Here is a 17,897-nt window from a genome sequence, read left to right as displayed (position 1 = left end):
ATCAAATGATAGCTAAATAAATTTTTTGACAGTAAAATCCTGTTATTTTTGTAACAAAACTCAAAACAAACGTCATATTATAGACACGTTTAAAACTAACTCACACAAAATGAAAAAAATTTATTTTTTTGCTGCCGGTTTGGTAGCGCTGGCTTCTTGTAAAGAGGAAGCGAAACCTACTGCTGAAGTAGAAACAATACCTGGTATCGTTCTAGCGAACATGGATACCACTCAAAGTCCTAAATCAGATTTCTACAACTACGTGAATGGAAATTGGATGAAGTTTACCGAAATTCCAGATGACAGAACAAGCTGGGGTGGTTTCAGTGTACTTCGTAAATCAACCGATGACGATGTATTAAAAATATTGGCTACTGCGAAAGAAAGTGGAAACTACGCTGCAGATACCGATCAAGCGAAAGCTTTGGCGATTTTTGATACTAAGTTAGATTCTGCAGCTAGAAACAAAGCAGGTATTACGCCATTAACGTCAGCCTTTGAAGCAATTGCTTCGGTAAAGAATTTAAATGATTTACAAACGGTATTGGCAACCAATGCAGCTGTATCTTCTCCGTTCTTGAACATTGGTGCAGGTGCAGATTTAAATAACAGTAGCATGAATGCTGTGTATTTAGGTGCTAACGGATTAGGATTGCCTGATCGTGATTTCTACTTAGATGAAGATGAGAAATCTGTTGAAATACGTGAAGAGTACAAAAAGCACGTATCTAAAATGTTACAGAAATTAGGTGATTCTGAAGCTGATGCAACGAAAGCTGCAGATAAAATTTTGGCTTTAGAAACGCAATTGGCTGAGCCACGTTTAAATAAAGTCGAACGTAGAGATGCTAGAAATTATAATAATCCTAGAACTATTGCTGAGGTTGATAAGATGATGTCTACTATCGACATGAAAAAACTAATCGCTGATTTAGGTATTACTAAAAAGTTCGATACACTTTTGGTTACGCAATTAAGATATACCGAAGCTTTAGACAAGTTTTTAAAAACTACACCTATTGATGATATTAAAACTTTAGTAAGATGGGATACTTTTAATAGTGCTGCTGGTAAACTGACCACAGATATCGAAACTGCCGATTGGGAATTCTACAGCAAATATTTAAGTGGTGCCAAAGAGCAACGTGCTGCAGATGAGCGCGCATTGGCAACTGTAAACGGTACTGTTGGTGAAGCTTTAGGTCAATTATATGTTGATGCTAAATTTCCGCCAGAAGCTAAGGCTAAAGCTGAATTAATGATTGCCAATGTTATCGATGCTTTTAAAGAACGTATCTCTGTTTTAGATTGGATGAGCGATTCTACAAAAACAAAGGCAATCGAGAAATTAGATAAATTCACTGTGAAGATTGCTTATCCAGATAAATGGGAAGATTATTCTACGATGGAAGTTTCTGCTGATAAGTCTTACTTTGATAATATGACTGCTGTTAGTAAGTGGGGCGAGTTAAAGAATTATTCAGAAATTGGTGAGCCTGTTGATAAAACAGAATGGGGAATGTCTCCACAGACTGTAAATGCTTATTTCAATCCGTTGAACAATGAGATTGTTTTTCCGGCTGCGATCCTACAACCACCTTTCTATAACTATACTGCTGATGAGGCTGTAAATTATGGTGGAATCGGTGCTGTTATTGGACATGAAATTTCGCATGCTTTTGATGATAGTGGTTCCCGTTTCGATGCTGATGGAAATCTTAAAAACTGGTGGACAGAAGCTGATTTAGCTGCTTTTACTGAAAGAGCTGATGCTTTAGCGGTACAGTATGATAGTGTTATGGTATTGCCAGAAGTTTATGTAAACGGTAAATTCACTTTAGGTGAAAATATCGGTGACTTAGGCGGATTGCTAGGTGCTTATGACGGACTTCAAAAATACTACGCTGAAAACGGTCGTCCTGAAGATATTGATGGCTTTACTGCAGAACAACGTTTCTTTATGTCTTGGGCTACAGTTTGGAGAACTAAGAGTAGAGATGAGGCTTTAAGAACTCAAATCAAAACTGATCCACACTCTCCTGGTATGGTTAGAGCTACACAACCTCTATTAAACATTCAAGAGTTTTACGATGCTTTTGATATTAAAGAAGGCGATGCTATGTATTTAGCTCCTGAAAAGAGAGTTAGTATTTGGTAAGACTTTAATAATCTTATAAAGAAAAGGCGCTACATTGTAGCGCCTTTTTTTTGTTCCAATACGTTTTTGCGTGGAGTTTTTCGCGACGTGTGAATCTGTTTGTTTTCAGTGGTTGGTGAGTTTTTAGTCTGCTCATAAGTAGATTACTTCACTTTGTTCGTAATTGGGTTAATTTTCCACCGTTACACGAACTCCTTCATTATGACTACTGAACTCTGGTGCATACATACTTTGTATGGTAGTAATGCCATTACTGAAATCTCCGGCATTATTTACACGTACATCATATTCAAATACATAAATCCCTTTTGGTAAATAGTCAAAGAAGAAATTGGTACTTGCATCTTTTGTGCTTTCGTAATACCCTAAGCCGTCTTGCCATTTGTATCTAGAGATAACATTTACAGGTTCAAACCCTGCTGCACGCATATCTTTCATATGTATAAATTCCATATCTCGGTCGGATCTCAGTTCAATTCTAATCTTAACCAAGTCGCCTACTTTTAATGTAGTGTTGTCGGTTACTTCAGAAATTACTTCGCCAGAATCTGTATTCTTTTTTAAGAATATTTTCTTCTTTAATTTTAACGGAGTCTCAGCGCTTGTAATTTTATCTAAGTCCTCAAAATATTGCCAGTACATAGCTCCCCAAGCAATTCCGTTGCCTTTTTTGCTAATTTGTACTTCACCCATTTTTGGTTTAATTTCAGTGGTGTTCCAAGAAGTTTTAAAATAGCCTGTTCCTGCTTCGACCTTTACATCTTCTAATCTTGAAGGGTTAATTTTCTCTCCGCCCACCAAAACCTCAACAGCATCTGTAACCGATAACCACTCGCTACCTTGTAGTAATAAAGCGTATACTGCTTCGGTCGTTGCTTTGGTGGTGCTCCATTGATTGGTCTGCTTATTTTTAAGTAACCATATTTTAAGATTATCAACCGTTTCAATATCCGCCGGGCGAATTTCAGAGAAGGCTTCAATCAGCAAAGCTTGTGTTTCTATAGGTGCTTGATACCAAAACCATGAGCTGATATTACTTTTCCAATACATGCCCAATTCATCGCTGGTAATACTATTTTCTTCTAATGCCCGTAGAATTTTAGCAGATGTTTTTGCGTCATCCTTCCTATGTAATATTAAAGCAAGCATTCCCTGTGCATACAAACCTCTTTTTGCCCAATAATTCTTTGCTTGGGTTATGTAGTAACTAGATATCTCATCTACTTTCTTAGAGGTTTTAATATCCTTAAAAAAGCTACGCATGTATAAATAGTGAACCTGATTTGCACTTAAGTGATCATCGTTAATATTCGATGTATGTTTCTTCATTTGTTCGTATTCTTTCACAAACTCCTCATCTAAATATGAAATTGCATTTTCAATCATTTCTGATTGAGAGTTGAACAAAGTTGACGATTTTTGGTCGCTTAGCGTAGCCGAAGTAACCAAATGATTCAAATGACCCATACCCGAAATTATATGTTGGGTGATGTATCTGTTATCTGGACCACCATTGAACCAAGACCATGCACCATTTGAATTCTGATTTTGAACAAGCTTGTTTAAAGCTGATTGTTGCTCGTTCTTCATCTTGTTTAAATTGAACAATAAACCGACTCTTTTCTTTTGTTGGGTTTCAGATTGTGCATCGCGTAACCAAGGTGTTTCTTGAATGAGAAGGGATTTCAGTTCTTCGTTCTTTTCTAGATTGCTTAGTAAGGCATCTGAATTTGCCCATTGATCAAATACTTCACGAATTCTTGGGTTGCTATTTGCAATATGGCTAGCCAATGAATTTGCGTAATACCTTGAGAATGTCTGCTCGTTACAATCATACGGGTACTCCATTAAATACGGCAAAGCCTGTACTGCATACCAAGCTGGGTTAGATGTCATTTCTAAAGTCAGCTTATGGTGTTTCAGTGTAGTCGATGAGGTATTTTTTAACTTGTTTAAAGTAAACGTCTTGGTTTGGTTGCTGCGAATCCACATTGGTAATGATTCAGTTACCAAAGTTCTGTTTGATAATACAGGCAACATGTTTTGTTCACCATCAGAGAAATCACCTGCCTTTGCTATGAATTTATATTGAACGGATTGCAATCCTTCAGGAATATTCAATCTCCATGATACTTGGGTATTCCCCATAGCATCCACTTCAAAAGAGTTTGTCTCTAGTGTATTAGAAGTCGCTAACAATTGTTTTGAAATATCTGCACCTGTTACCGCATCTGTCAATTCTAATTTTGCCTGACCAGAAAGTAGTTTTTCTGTTAGGTTAGAAATTTTAGTACTAATTATTATCTCATCGCCCCCACGTAAAAATCGTGGTGCATTTGGCGTCACCATCAATTCTTTTTGGGTTACCGTAGATAAATTTGTTATCGTGCTTTCCAAATTTTTGGTATGTGCCAAGAGTTGTAAATTCCAACGGGTCAATGCTTCAGGTGTGGTAAAATTAAATGATACATTCCCTTCTTTATCTGTCTGTAAAGTAGGGAAGAAAAAAGCGGTTTCTTGTAGATTTTCACGAATAGTAACGGATCCAAAATCTTCTTTCTCTTTCTCAGGTTCTAATGCTGTAGGTTTAACACCGGCAACAGCACCTGATAATTCACTTTCTTTTTCAATAGAACCATAGCCAACAACGACAGTTTCATCTAATGCAGCATCGTCTGCCATCATTGATTTTCTCATGGGTGCAGAACTATAACTAATAGCTCTCGATTCATAGAAGTTCCCTTGTGACATAAAATCTAACCCGAACGAATTGAACGAATCAAAATTTAGACTTGGGTAGCTCATGTTTTCATAGTTCGAAAATGTATAGAAGCTGCTGGTCGAAAAGCTGTCATGAGCATTCGTTCTAATTCGCGAATAGTAATATGGTCTTTTTAGCGGATAAAAGCTCCAAAAATGAGGTCTGAACTGGTCTAAAGAAGCATCGTACATACTTGCCAATAACTCTGCACTTACTTTTTCACCTTTAGGACCTTTAATCTTAAAAGACCAAGTTTCATCAACACCCGGAGCAATGTTATCTCTAAAGGTCGTAGTCTCTATTTGTAAATCGCTAGAAGGGTAGGGTACAAGAATATTATGTGTGTTCCATTCATAATAATTGGCAAATGCATAACCGTAAGTAACTACAAATCCGCCTAAATCATTTTCGGTAACAGGTATCGATATGGTTTTTGAATTGTTGTTCAACGTAATTAACTTTTCGTCAACTATGGTATTACTTTTTTCAACCCTTACATAAATATTCAGATTTTCAGCACTTGAAAGAAATGTTATTTGCGCTTTATCCCCAATCTTATATTGTGCTTTATCTGTTTTTATTTGAAATAACTGGTTATCAGCTAATGTTTGCTCGTCACCAGTAAATGTAATAATGGCGATATCTTTTACTGCTTGCCCGAATTTATCTTTTGAGTTTAATTCTAATCTATATTTTCCTGACTCCCAATTCTTGGTTTTACCGAAATTGATTTCCTTTGAGTTTTGAGTATCAAAGTTTGTTTGCCAAATCATTTTACCCTTTATCCAATTGGCAGAATTATCTTCGTCTTCAAAAGCGTCATGCGGATAAAGCGTCAGGAATTCATCTTTTGAAAAACTTTGGTAATCTGGGGCTACCCATTGTCTGGGGCGTATTACATTTTCAGGTGCCTGTAACTTATATAATTTTACATCGCCTGTTGCCGCTACAAATTTTCCGTTTAAATTTTTACTGGTAATAGTAAAGCCTGTACCCTTTAGGGTTTTGTCAATAGATTCTTGAACATCTAAATTTACGTTTAACGCATGATAGCCAACTGCAACATTCGTAACTGTACTTCTAGTTTCTCCATTTATATCGGTTACATCTGCTGTTACTTCATAATTAAAAGTGGGCAGATTTTCTTTCTTAATACTATTATCGGGTATTGCCTTAAAATTTATTTTATAATTACCTGCTGCATCGGTAACGGTCTCGCCTTGCTTAATTTCTTGAGAAGAGCCATTAAAATAGGGTCTGAACCAATAATACCATCTTGGTAAATTCACGACTCTTTTTACACGGTAAACTACTTTTGCATCTGAGATGGAACTACCTGAATATGCGGTTGCTTTACCAATTACCGTTATACTATCATTGACCTTATAGGTGTCTTTAACTGGTTCGAAATTTGTTTCGAATTTAGGTCGTTTATACTCCTCAACTGAAATGCCGGTATAACCGTTTAAACTATATTTTGTTGAAGAAACACGAATAGAAAACTGACCTGTGAGTCCGGAATTTGGAAGTATAAATTCACCCGAAATAGAACCATAATCATTGGTGGTCAACGGGAGAGTTTCTAATTCTTGTCCGTTAACATCTGCCAGCGTAACTTTAATTTCAGTGTTCTCTAAAACTTTAGATACACCTTTATCTTGGCTAATGGCTATACCCTTAAAATATATGGGATGACCTGGTCTGTAAATACTTCTGTCAGTAAATAGAAAGCACGAATAGTTAATTCGTTCTTCATTTTGCGCATACCTTCTGTTTACGTAGTACTCTCCAAAATATGCAGTATCATTATTCTTTTTAGCGGTTATAGAAATGTCGTTCCAATTTTCTTCGTTTTTTTCGATAGTGATGTTACCATGTTTATCTGTGGTATACGTTTTACGCTTTATGGTTTCTTTATAATTTTTTCGATAACTCAAAATAACTTCTGCACCAGCAATAGGTTTGCCGTTATTACGATCGATTACTTGATAGAACTGATGTGTAAGGTTTTGCGTTTCTATTACTGCTAAATTGGTTACCTGAACAATAGTGAAGCTAAATGTATTCGCTTTTTTATCGCCAGATTCTGCAACTATCACATAATTTCCATTTTCTAAAGCAGGCATAGAGATTTCAGTACTATGCGTCTGATAATCGTATTCTGTTTTTAAAGATGCCGACCAAGTTTTAGCGACAGGCAGATTTTTTATATAGTCTTGTTTCTTGTTGTCTTGATATAATTCTTTAAGCTCTTTTAATTGTTTCTGAGTAATTTGGTAAGCCTTTAACGACAGACGCTCCATATTTTTATAACTAACCAATATTCGGCTTACCGTGTTGGTCGGTATATGCTTTTCTGATGTGATTTGAATATTGGTATTTTGAATTTCAGATTTTAAGACCATGCATTTCTGAGCACCTAAACTCTTAGGAAATCTCGCAATTACATCATCGCAAAGTGCAATGGCTTCTTTTAATTTCCATTGGTTTTCTTCATTTGTCTTAGGAGCATAGGTGATTCCTAATTTTTGGTATTGAAGTGCAATTTCAAAAGTGTATAAACTCGATAGCGGACTATGTTTTATGTTTTCGGCTGAATTCTGCAAAACCTCAAGAAATAGATTGTCTTTATTATTGAAAGTTGCATTTGCATGAATAAAGCGTAATCGGTCTATATCTACCAATACTAACGGACTCATATCTGGATTGCCAAAATGGAATACTACTAGTTGTTGGTAAATTTCAAGTGCTCTAGATTGTAATGACAGATTTTTACCATCATCAAAATTTAAAAAGCTAGCAGTATATGCCTCGCATAAAATAGCTTCGTTGTCAATCTCAAAAGTATCCGCAGGTTTATTGATGCTATTTTCGCTAGTCGTGTAAAATTGTAAAGCGGTATGTGCGAGAACGTCAAACAGCGATGGTCTATACTTTCGATTTTCTTCTTTTTTGTCTAAAATTTCATCAAAATCTGAAATAATAAGTTGCTGAGTAGTACTAGCATTTTCTAAGGATGTAGTAAAATGATAATCTATTTCTTTAAAAATCGTATCTAAATCCCAGGTTCTAAAATCTACAGAATCAACCTTATCATCTGTCTTGGTTCTATTATTAAATTGATATCGGTTCTGTTGGTAATATTGCCAATATAAGTTTGCCAAATGGCTATGCAGAATGCTTTTCGTTGCACTATCTGCAGTTGCTATTTCTGATTTGAAATCATTGACAATATTTAAGTTGGCATCTTCTTCAAGTTTATTAATGAAGCCAGATTTATAAAGAAGTGCCTTTATAGTCTGTACCTCATTTTTTTCACTTTTCGCCTTTTTAAATATGGCTTCTATCTGCTTCAAAGCAGATTTGGAAAGGTTCTCATCTTCAAAATCTCTAACCTGTTTCCAAAGTTGGTCGAAAGAAGTGTTCTGTTGAGAATTACCAAACTGTGAAAACATGAACACCGTTAAAATTAGATATATCTTTTTCATCATTATAAAATTACGATACAAAACTGTGCCAAGTTAATTTTATATGCAATGATTAATGAGTGAAACGTACTTTTCGATTAGGTAGGTAAGGTTGTTCAAAGTTTTAGAAGGCGATAATAATAAGAATAGGGTAATGTAATTTCCATCACATACATTGACTGTTTATTGATTGTCAAAATCACGCACTGATAATGCTGAAGATGCGCTGAATTATTGAACGTTTGATGCTACTATGTTCAGCACCTAAGAATTAGTCGGCAGATTGATGTACTTTAAATCCGTCAAAATAATTACCAGCTTTTAGCGATACTGTTAAGGTTCTTTCTGAACCTGTGTTATTTTGCGTCATTGAGACATGTATCTCTTTCGCATTTTTTCTTTCAATGCTAAAGTCTTCCGTTGCTATCACAAAATCTTCTTGTGTAGTATCAGTATCAGAAATATCATAATCTGAATCATCATAAAATAGTATTCCGGCAATCCACCAAGAACTACCTTCTGTAGTAATGAGAACAGTAGTTGCTTCCGCTGAAATAGTTATGTTTTTTTCAGAAAGATGTATGTTATCATCCCATTCACCATCGATGGTAGATTTATCGCACGAAATAGTACTTAAAATCATAAAAAGTAAAAAGGTAACATGAATAAAACGTTTCATTATAACATCGTTTCTTTATAAATATCAAGGTAGATCTATAAAATACTTCTCAGTCAATGGTTCGTCTTGCCAAAAGGCAAGGTCAAAAGTCCAGTAAGGCTTGTCTTCATATAACAGATGGTAATCGCCCCAAGTATATTGAAAAGCATAGGATTCTTGTTTTTCTTTACTATACACTGTGCCAAAAATATAAGCGCTAGATGTGCCGCTAACTCTATTGGTATGTATTTCTATTTTGTCTATGTGTATTTCTGTGCCAGTGTGTATTTCGGCAATTACCTCTAAACTAGAGTTCATGCCAAAACTACTACCATCTTCTAAATGATAGTTGTAGTCTTCATATCTAGGCAAATCATCATTTAAAATTAAAGTAGGTCTTTTCGTAGTTAATTGCTGGCTTAAAATATCAGAAAATGGTTGCTCTGTAGATACATCTCTGTATTTAGGTCTAGTAATTATATAGAATAGTAAAGTAACAGTACCAATGACCAGCACTAAAAATATTCCGCAACCAATTGCTATTTTTTTCATTTTCTATTTAGAAATTCTGTAGCTATTACTTTAAAAATCTTAATAGGTTTCGAATTCAGAAAAGAGTTCATCTTTAAGACTACTCCACTCTTCTTTTATTATACTATAATATACATCGGTTCTACTTTCGCCATTAGATGCAATGTAATTATTTCTAAAAACCCCTTCTTTTTGTGCGCCAAGTTTTTCAATTGCTTTTAATGATCTTAAGTTAGCTTTGTCAGCACTAAACTGTATTCTTCTAAATCCGATTTTTTCAAAGCCATATTTCAATAATTCATATTTACAGGCTTTATTTATACCGGTGCCTTGAAATTCGGTTCCGTACCAAGTCCAGCCAATTTCACATTTTTGGCTCGCGGTATTCAGGTTGCCGTATCTGGTGCTTCCAGAAACTTTATTGGTTAGTTTGTCAATAACAAGAAAAGGATAGCACAAACCATTGTTCTTATCTTTAATGGTTTTATTGATGTAATTTTCAAAGCCCTGTTCGTTATTTATACTTATACCCATAAATTCCCAGATATCCTTATCGAAGATTATTTCTTTGAGTTCTTGATTTCGTTTATCCTCAAAAGGGAGTAAGAGTACACGATCATTTTCAAGTTGAATTTTTGTTTTTAGTAGTTTCGGTTTCATTTTTAATTAGTTGCAAGGTTTGGCTATAATTGGCAAGTTAATAGAAAGCACTGAGTTTTCAGGTTTGTTCTGATTTCTTTTATTTTCTTGTTTTTACTTGATTATTTTAAAATCAAATTCAATAATTAAAGGTTTTTGTGACTAACACGTAACTTTTGTTACATACTAAAATCTCCGATTGACAAACTAGTTGCTGTACGATTGTTTTATTCGTATCCCTAAAATACTGTTGAAAATGGTAAATACTAAATATTGAATAACTACAGCGATTTTAAAAGTCCGCCATCAATTGGCATATTTATACCCGTAATATAAGCGGCGTTATCAGATGCTAAAAATGCAACTAAATAACCATATTCTTTTGGGTCGCCAATTCGTTGCACTGCAACTCTAGATTCCATTTCTTTTCTTACCTGGCTTTGTTCAATACCTAATTGTTCCGCTTTTTTGGCATTAAGTTGCGCAATACGGTCAGTATCAAAATACCCGGTTAGCACGTTATTTACGGTAATATTATGTTTGCCAACATCGGTAGCTAAAGATTTGGCCCAAGTGACTACGGCAGCTCTAATAGAGTTAGATAGTGCTAAGTATGATAATGGTTCTTTAACAGACACAGAGGCAACATTAATAACCCTGCCCCAATTGTTCTTCATCATTGACCGCAATGCCAATTCTGTAGTAAAGACTACTGTTTTGAACAAAAGGTCAAAAGCTACTTGGTAATCATCTACTTTTTTCTCTAAAGCACTACCTGCTGTCGGACCTTGAGTATTGTTTACCAATATATCTACCGTATTATTTTCAAAATAGGTGCTGATTACCTTTTTATAATCTTTAAAATTATTGAAATCAACGGCTAGATATTGATGTTGCTGACCTTGGTCTGTTGGCAAGTCATTAACGATATGGTTTAACTTTTCTTCGCTATGAGACATTAGAGTTACGCTGGCGCCACTTGCCGCTAACTGTATCGCAATTGCTTTGCCGATACCTGCGCTACTGCCACCCACTAATGCTTTTTTATTTTTTAACGATATGTTCATTTCTTATTATTTTAGATTGGGTAACTGAGCGTAGTCAAAGTAAACAACCAATAACTAACGATACTCTTCTCTTGTAGGACTAAATACATCTAACAATTTACAAGCGGTCAAGGCAACACCGCTGTGTTTTTTGTGCGCGGCAATTATTACAATATCGCCAGGGCGGTATATTTTGGTAGTGCCATCTAGTGTAAATTCAAAATCACCCTCCATAACATGCATGATCTGCTCGTTCATGTGAGAATGTTCAGGTACTGTTGCGCCTTTTTCTACATCCCAAAAGGCTATACTCATCAGTTCTGAGTGTACCAATTTGCCATGTAAACCGGGCATAATTTCTTTTGATGGTATGGTAGATAGATTCAAGTTCATCGATTGTTGATTTTTAAACTAAAGATACTCGAATCTATCGCAATCGTAAAGTAGCTGTTCTTAAAATGCGTATTTAAATCTGGTTTTTGGTATGCGGTTATTCAACATAATCCCACCCAATAACTACAAATTCGCAACGTCGGTTCCACTCATGGTCTTCTTCTGAACAGGCTTCTTCTGTTGCACAAATTACAATAGGTTTTGACTCTCCGTATCCTTTTGAAACCACTCTGCCAGATTCAATTCCGTTTTTAATTAAGAAGTCTTTGGCAGAATCGGCTCGTTTTTGCGATAGGTCTTTGTTATACCCTTTGTTACCCCGAATATCGGTATGGGTGCCAATTTCTATAATCATACCTGGGTTCTTTTTCATGATATCGATTACGGTCTGTAAACGTTCGCGCGATTCTCTTCTTAGGTACCAAAGGCTATAATCGAAATGTATTTCTTCGGTCTGTATTACTGTTCTATCTTCTTCTTTTACAAGTGCATTTTCGGTCTTTATGGCATCCTCTACTTTCTTTGCCAATGCTTTTTCTGCCTTTGCTTTTTCGGCTATACGCTGTTGAGTTAAACGTGCTGCTTCTTCTATACCTTGTTTTTCTGCTAACAGTGCCGCTTTTTTATCTGTTTCTAGCTTTTTAGCAGCTATCTGTTCTGTACGTAGCTTTTCGGCTTCTTGCTTTTCTTGTAATGCCAGTGCTTCTGTTTTTTGTTTTTCTAGGACGGAATATAAAGGCATAGAAGCGTCATGTTCGGCATTTCTTTCTTTTGAACTGCGGATGTTCTTGGCATTACCTTCATAACCGTCTTTTTCTGCTTTTACTTCGTAGGATGCTTCACAGACAATATCAAAATCAAACACGCCATTTTCTTTAGTAATGCATGTTGATATTACCTCGTTTTCTGTATTTAGTAATGTCACTTTTGCAAAGGCTAATGGTAGGGTAGTGGTACGATCTGTTATAATACCGGTAATAAATTGTTCACAATCTTCAATTGATAACTCTTTGGTTACGCTAAAACTATAGATATCATCACTTCCCTTACCAGATGGTCTGTTACTTGCAAAATAACCCGATGCATTATCAGTATTTAATACATACGAGAAATCATCATACCCACTGTTAACTGGTAACCCTAAATTATCTGGATGCTGAAAAGTGCCATTCTTATTTTTTGAAATAAAAACATCTAAAAGTCCGAAACCTGGGTGTCCGTTCGATGAAAAATAAAGAGAATTATCTGAAGATATAAAAGGGAATTGCTCCTTCTTGTCTGTATTAATTACACTACCTAAATTAACAGGAGTGCTAAATGTATTATCGGCTTGTAGGCTTGTTTCATAAATGTCAAAAGAACCGAATCCGCCAGGTCTATCCGAAGAAAAATATAATTTTGTACCATCAGCATTTAAAGCAGGGTGCTCATTAGAATAATCGTCGCTATTGAATGAGAGCTCGGTAATATTCTTCCATTCGCCATCAACTAAACTAGCGCTGTAAATCTTTAAATTAGAAACCTTTTGATCATCGGTTTTACGCTTACCATGGTTATAGTTGTTACGGGTAAAGTACATGGTGTTTCCGTTGGGTGAAACCGTAAAAGAGCCTTCGTGCAATTTTGTATTAATAGTATTTGATAAGCTAACGCTAATACTATCGCCCAGTTGTTCTTGATCTATTGGGTGTGTGTAAATATCTAGATACTGCTGATTGTTCCACCGGTATGTTTTCGAAGCTGAGTTTTTATGTGCTGCAGTGTACCAAATAGCATCGCCTACCTGCATTGCCCCAAATTCTGATGTAGTCGTATTCAGGTTACTGTTTGCAATTGTGAAACGATCACCAATTGCTTTTACATTTTCTAGGTATATATTTTCTTCTTTCAATTGTTGCAATAGCGCCGTATTACCTTCTTTGGTGTAATAATCAAAAAATACCTGTGCGGCTTCGTCATACTCACCAATGGCTTTTAAAGACTGGTTTAGCTTAAAATAATATTGCTCATCTACCGTATCGCCATAATTGGAAATAAGGTAGCGATACCAACGTGCCGAAGCATTTAGATCAAAAGTATGGTAATAGCTGTCTGCCAAGTTTTTTACGACCAGACTGCTTTTGTTGCTAGGTAATGCCGCTTCGTACAAAGCAATGGCATCTGCATAATATTTCTTTTCAAATAGGTCGTTGGCACGTTTTAAGTCTTGTGACCAGGCAGATTGAAAAATGCCTAATAATAGGATGATATAAATATGTAAGTTTTTCATTTTAGTAGAATCTAGGAGATTTATCATAGCCTTTTTTGAGTCCCCAAAGGTCTAGGTCGAACAGCACGAAAATTTCATGTGATCCATTATTGAATGCGCCTAAATTAGACAAGGTGTAATCATAAGCATAGCCTATTCGTACAGAAGGTATAACCGCAATATTGAACATGGCATTGACAGAATCATCTAACCTATACGATACACCACCTTCAAAACGATTATTGAATAAAGCGTTGAAAGAGACATCTGCAGTAATTGGTGCACCCGATACCATTTTGGTTAATACAGACGGCTTTAGTTTCAGGTTAGGATTAATGTCAAATACATAACCCGCCATACCAAAAAGGTGAATAGCTTCTGACCCAATACGGTTTAGACCATCTCTATTTTCTAAATGTTTAGAAGTCAATAAATTTGGAATGGACAAACCTGCGTAAAATTTATCTCTATTATAAAATGCACCAATACCCACATTTGGGAAGGTGTTATTCATATTTTCATTAAAAGCAGGGTCATCTTGAACATCTGGTAGTCTGAATCCGTTAAAATTGGTCTCGAACGTGGTGATGCCACCTTTTAGACCTAAGCTTAAATTACTTTGCTCATCTAGCTTAAGAATATAAGCGAAATCGACATAAATGTTATTTTCTTTCAACGAACCATCGCCAATATCATCTGATATAATAGATGCCCCCATTTCAATTTTTTCTGATAACGGAGTATGGGCGAAAAAGGTCAGCGTTTTTGGTGCACCCACGGCATTTTCCCATTGGGTTCTGTATAGCGTACCAAAATTAAGCATGCCAGGTTCATTGGTTGTGTAAGCAGGGTTGACCACATTCATGTTATACATATACTGCGTATACTGCGGGTCTTGCTGTGCCTGTGTTTTTAAAAGGAACAAAAGCATAACTATGCAAATACCCCAAGGTGTGTTTGTTAATTTCTTGTGCATGGGTTATCTGTTTAAGTATAAGCGACCTTGAATAGGTTCTGAATTGCCTTTGTTATAATTGATAATATAGAAGTAGACTCCGTTTGGTGCCGTAGATGATCCTTTTCTACCGTCCCAAGCGGGGTTTGTTTTGTCACCTGTAAATAAAGTTGTGCCGTATCTGTTCAAAATCTCTAAAGTGAAATTTGGGAATATGGTTTCTATATTAGGAATGAAAAATGTATCGTTTCTGCCATCGGCATTTGGTGAGAACCCGTCGGGTATGAAAAAGTCATAATTTTTGGGATCACAATTGCTGAAATCTACAGTTACAGGAACACGTGTTGCAGAAGAACATCCGGTAACGGAATTATAATTTTCAGCATAGTACGTAGTATCTGTTACTAAAGGGATATCATCTGTAAGCGCTGTACCGCCAGTTTCTGTTATAAACCAGAATACTTCATTTTCTGTTTCGTTTTCTAAGGTTCTTAATGCTACAACTGTAGGGTCATCTAAACCACAAACAGATAATACATCTGAAGAAATAGCTGTTGGTGTTACGGTAATTACGGTCGGCGTAATTTCTAATCGCTCAGTGCTTGTACAACCTCCATTATTGGTAGCAGCAAAATAAGTTTGACCATCGACTAAAATTGTAGCATTGTCTAAAGCAATACCGCCAGAGAGCGCACTAAACCATGAAACCGAACTGCCTGCACTTACATTTACAGTAATACTCAACAACGTCGGATTCGTTTCTGCACAGAACAACGGAGTACTATTATCACTCGTAGGAGCATCAGGATTACTAAAAATGACCGTTATTTGAACACGTTGGGTACCTTCACAATTAGTAAGTGGGTCGCTATTGGTTACAAAATAATCTTCACCGTCTATCAGTGTAGTAGAAATCGGTAGAATATTAGTGTCTGTATCAGTATCGTAAAATAAGATATCGCCTTCTGCGGTAACATTAATATCCATCAATGTAGGTGCTTCACTAAAATCACTCAAACAAAAAGTCTGGCTGGCATCGGCTACGGGAGCTTCAGGTACGCCGCCTCTTGAGAAATTTTCGCTCTCTTCGAACTCAAAATCTAATCGGCAGGGTGTAGTATCGTTTTGAATACTTCGAACACTTGCGGTGTAATTACCAATTGGTAAAGCATCAACATCTATTTGATAGGCTGCCGTACCACCTGTAAAATTTATAGTATTGGTGGTTAGCACGGTATTGGAACCTAATTCGGTAACATCATATGTTATAGTGTATGTGCCGTCTGGTAGTATAGGTGCATCAACAAGCACATCTATCTGTGTGGCATCGCAATTGTTGTCTATAATCAAATCTAACTGAATAGCATCTGGTAATGGGGTTACGATAAAAATATCTGCTAAAGGACAATTGGTTGGAAATGTATTTAATATGGTAGGTCTAACTTCATATTCTCCACCTTCCGAAAAATTGGTGCCTGCTATGCTAAACGTCGCATTACCATTTATAAACTCTAAATCAAAAGAGGCAGATGTCTCTGTACTATTATCTGGTCTTATTAATACATATTGCGTAGTAAAAGTGCCGTTGGCAAAATTACCACTGGTGTCAAGTATTTCTGTTATTTGTACGGTGGCATCGTTCTGCACACAAATATCTTCTATATCTGCTTGTGAGCTCGCGACCAAAAATGTTGTTGGTGGCACGAAAACTCTTGAACACACGTCCCTAATAGGTGTAACGCTTGTAATTCCTATTATTTCTAAAGTAACCGTCTGATTAAGGGGCACTAGGTCTGGATCGACTATAAAGTCACCGGTACCTCCAGATAATGATGCGGCTGCGACGCCATTAATACCATCAACTGTATATCCTATCAAGAAAGATCCGTTATGCAAAAGATTAGCATCATATTCTAGGTCAACTATATAGTCCTGTCCAACACAAATATCATCGGCAATAATATCTCCAACTAACACAGGAAGAATATCGATAATGACGGATACTTCCCTCTTTTCGCAAACTGGGTGTGTAGGAAAAACTGTATAGGTAAATGAGAATGAGTTGTAACCGAAATTGTCGTACAGGTCTTGAATATCGATAAATGAATCGTTTAGATCACTTAGTTGATTGGTACCGGTTTCTGACCATGTTCCATTAGGGTCTTCCCCCGTTAATTGACCGTTGAGGTCAAAATTGGTATAGGGTGAAAAATCATCGTTGGCACAAAAGTTAACGCTTGTTGCAAAACCAGGGTTTGGTGGTGGGTGTACTTCTAAAATGACAGTAGCCGTTCTGCTTGCACAAGTATTTACATCGGGTACCGTGTAGGTGAAAATGTATATACCTGTACCAGCGGCTTGGGCATTGAAAATATTATCCTCTAAAAAACCGGTAAAGGTACTAGGGTCTTCTTCCCAAAGACCATTAAAATCTTGTACTTTTCCATCAATATTACTTCCTAGAAAGCCGTGTAGGTTTACATTATTGTCATCTCCACAGGCATTCGCACTACCATCAATATTATCTTCGCCTGGGTAACCACCTAAGGTAATAGTTACAGTGGCATTTTCATTACAATCAGTATTGGTGTATACAAATGAATGGGTACCATAATTATTTATGCGCCAGAGATCTACAATACCGGTGCTTTGGTTTAATGCGTAGAAATTTTCTGGGTTCGTGGTTGACCATGATCCACCGGCTGTAGGTGTGCCATTTAAGCGTGGGAATAATGCAAAATTACGATTTGCATCATCTGCATCTTTTTCACAGACTATTATGCTTGCATCATTACCTGCACATTGTGCTTCGGCTAAGTTTGAAAAACCGATTAAAAAAATCACAACAGCAAAGAACCTAAGTTTTAATTTATTCATTAATAGGGGGTTGGTTGTTAAATATATGAATAGGGTTTAAAGGTATTTCCCTTAATATTTGTAGGAAATTATATGTTGTGAAAGTATCATTATGTAGGGTGAATACTACCAAATGTGATAAAAAGTGTTAAAAATTAACGTATTTCATCGATGAGAATGTCTCT

Annotated in this window: 10 protein-coding genes; 1 reads left to right on the top strand and 9 read right to left on the bottom strand. The window is 36.2% G+C overall.

The genetic code is table 11. The annotated features are described in order from the left end of the window. Positions 1-109 precede the first annotated feature (109 nt). Positions 110-2,158 carry a M13 family metallopeptidase gene (locus ACEN2N_RS02100; RefSeq protein ID WP_441822767.1) on the top strand — a complete coding sequence of 683 codons (2,049 nt, stop codon included), beginning with the start codon at positions 110-112 and terminating at the stop codon, positions 2,156-2,158. A 168-nt stretch (positions 2,159-2,326) separates the two neighbouring features. On the opposite strand, the gene ACEN2N_RS02095 is transcribed toward ACEN2N_RS02100, so the two are convergent. From ACEN2N_RS02095 to ACEN2N_RS02055, 9 genes are all read right to left on the bottom strand, one after another. Continuing rightward, entirely contained in the window at positions 2,327-8,374 is a 6,048-nt protein-coding gene (locus tag ACEN2N_RS02095) for an alpha-2-macroglobulin family protein (protein ID WP_441822766.1), read from the bottom strand. A gap of 283 nt (positions 8,375-8,657) precedes the next feature. Beyond that, positions 8,658-9,065 carry a hypothetical protein gene (locus tag ACEN2N_RS02090; protein WP_441822765.1) on the bottom strand — a complete coding sequence of 136 codons (408 nt, stop codon included), beginning with the start codon at positions 9,063-9,065 and terminating at the stop codon, positions 8,658-8,660. A 24-nt stretch (positions 9,066-9,089) separates the two neighbouring features. Beyond that, positions 9,090-9,596: a hypothetical protein gene (locus tag ACEN2N_RS02085; RefSeq protein ID WP_441822764.1), complete on the bottom strand. Its 507-nt coding sequence runs from the start codon at positions 9,594-9,596 to the stop codon at positions 9,090-9,092. A 39-nt stretch (positions 9,597-9,635) separates the two neighbouring features. Then, complete coding sequence (locus tag ACEN2N_RS02080; protein WP_441822763.1) at positions 9,636-10,235, bottom strand: GNAT family N-acetyltransferase; 600 nt, start codon at positions 10,233-10,235, stop codon at positions 9,636-9,638. Positions 10,236-10,495: 260 nt separating this feature from the next. Continuing rightward, positions 10,496-11,281: an SDR family oxidoreductase gene (locus ACEN2N_RS02075; RefSeq protein ID WP_441822762.1), complete on the bottom strand. Its 786-nt coding sequence runs from the start codon at positions 11,279-11,281 to the stop codon at positions 10,496-10,498. Positions 11,282-11,335: 54 nt separating this feature from the next. After that, positions 11,336-11,653 (bottom strand): cupin domain-containing protein, encoded by a 318-nt coding sequence (locus ACEN2N_RS02070; RefSeq protein ID WP_441822761.1) that lies wholly within the window; start codon positions 11,651-11,653, stop codon positions 11,336-11,338. 97 nt (positions 11,654-11,750) lie between these two features. After that, entirely contained in the window at positions 11,751-13,922 is a 2,172-nt protein-coding gene (locus ACEN2N_RS02065; protein ID WP_441822760.1) for an OmpA family protein, read from the bottom strand. Position 13,923: 1 nt separating this feature from the next. Continuing rightward, a complete protein-coding gene (locus ACEN2N_RS02060) occupies positions 13,924-14,877 on the bottom strand; it encodes a PorP/SprF family type IX secretion system membrane protein (RefSeq protein WP_441822759.1) in 954 nt (317 codons plus the stop codon). A 3-nt stretch (positions 14,878-14,880) separates the two neighbouring features. Next, positions 14,881-17,733 carry a gliding motility-associated C-terminal domain-containing protein gene (locus tag ACEN2N_RS02055; protein WP_441822758.1) on the bottom strand — a complete coding sequence of 951 codons (2,853 nt, stop codon included), beginning with the start codon at positions 17,731-17,733 and terminating at the stop codon, positions 14,881-14,883. Positions 17,734-17,897 lie beyond the last annotated feature (164 nt).

Origin of the sequence: Maribacter spongiicola (genome assembly GCF_052119685.1) — a bacterium.
Classification (GTDB): Bacteria; Bacteroidota; Bacteroidia; order Flavobacteriales; family Flavobacteriaceae; genus Maribacter; species Maribacter spongiicola_A.
This window is presented reverse-complemented; position numbering and strand designations above follow the sequence as displayed.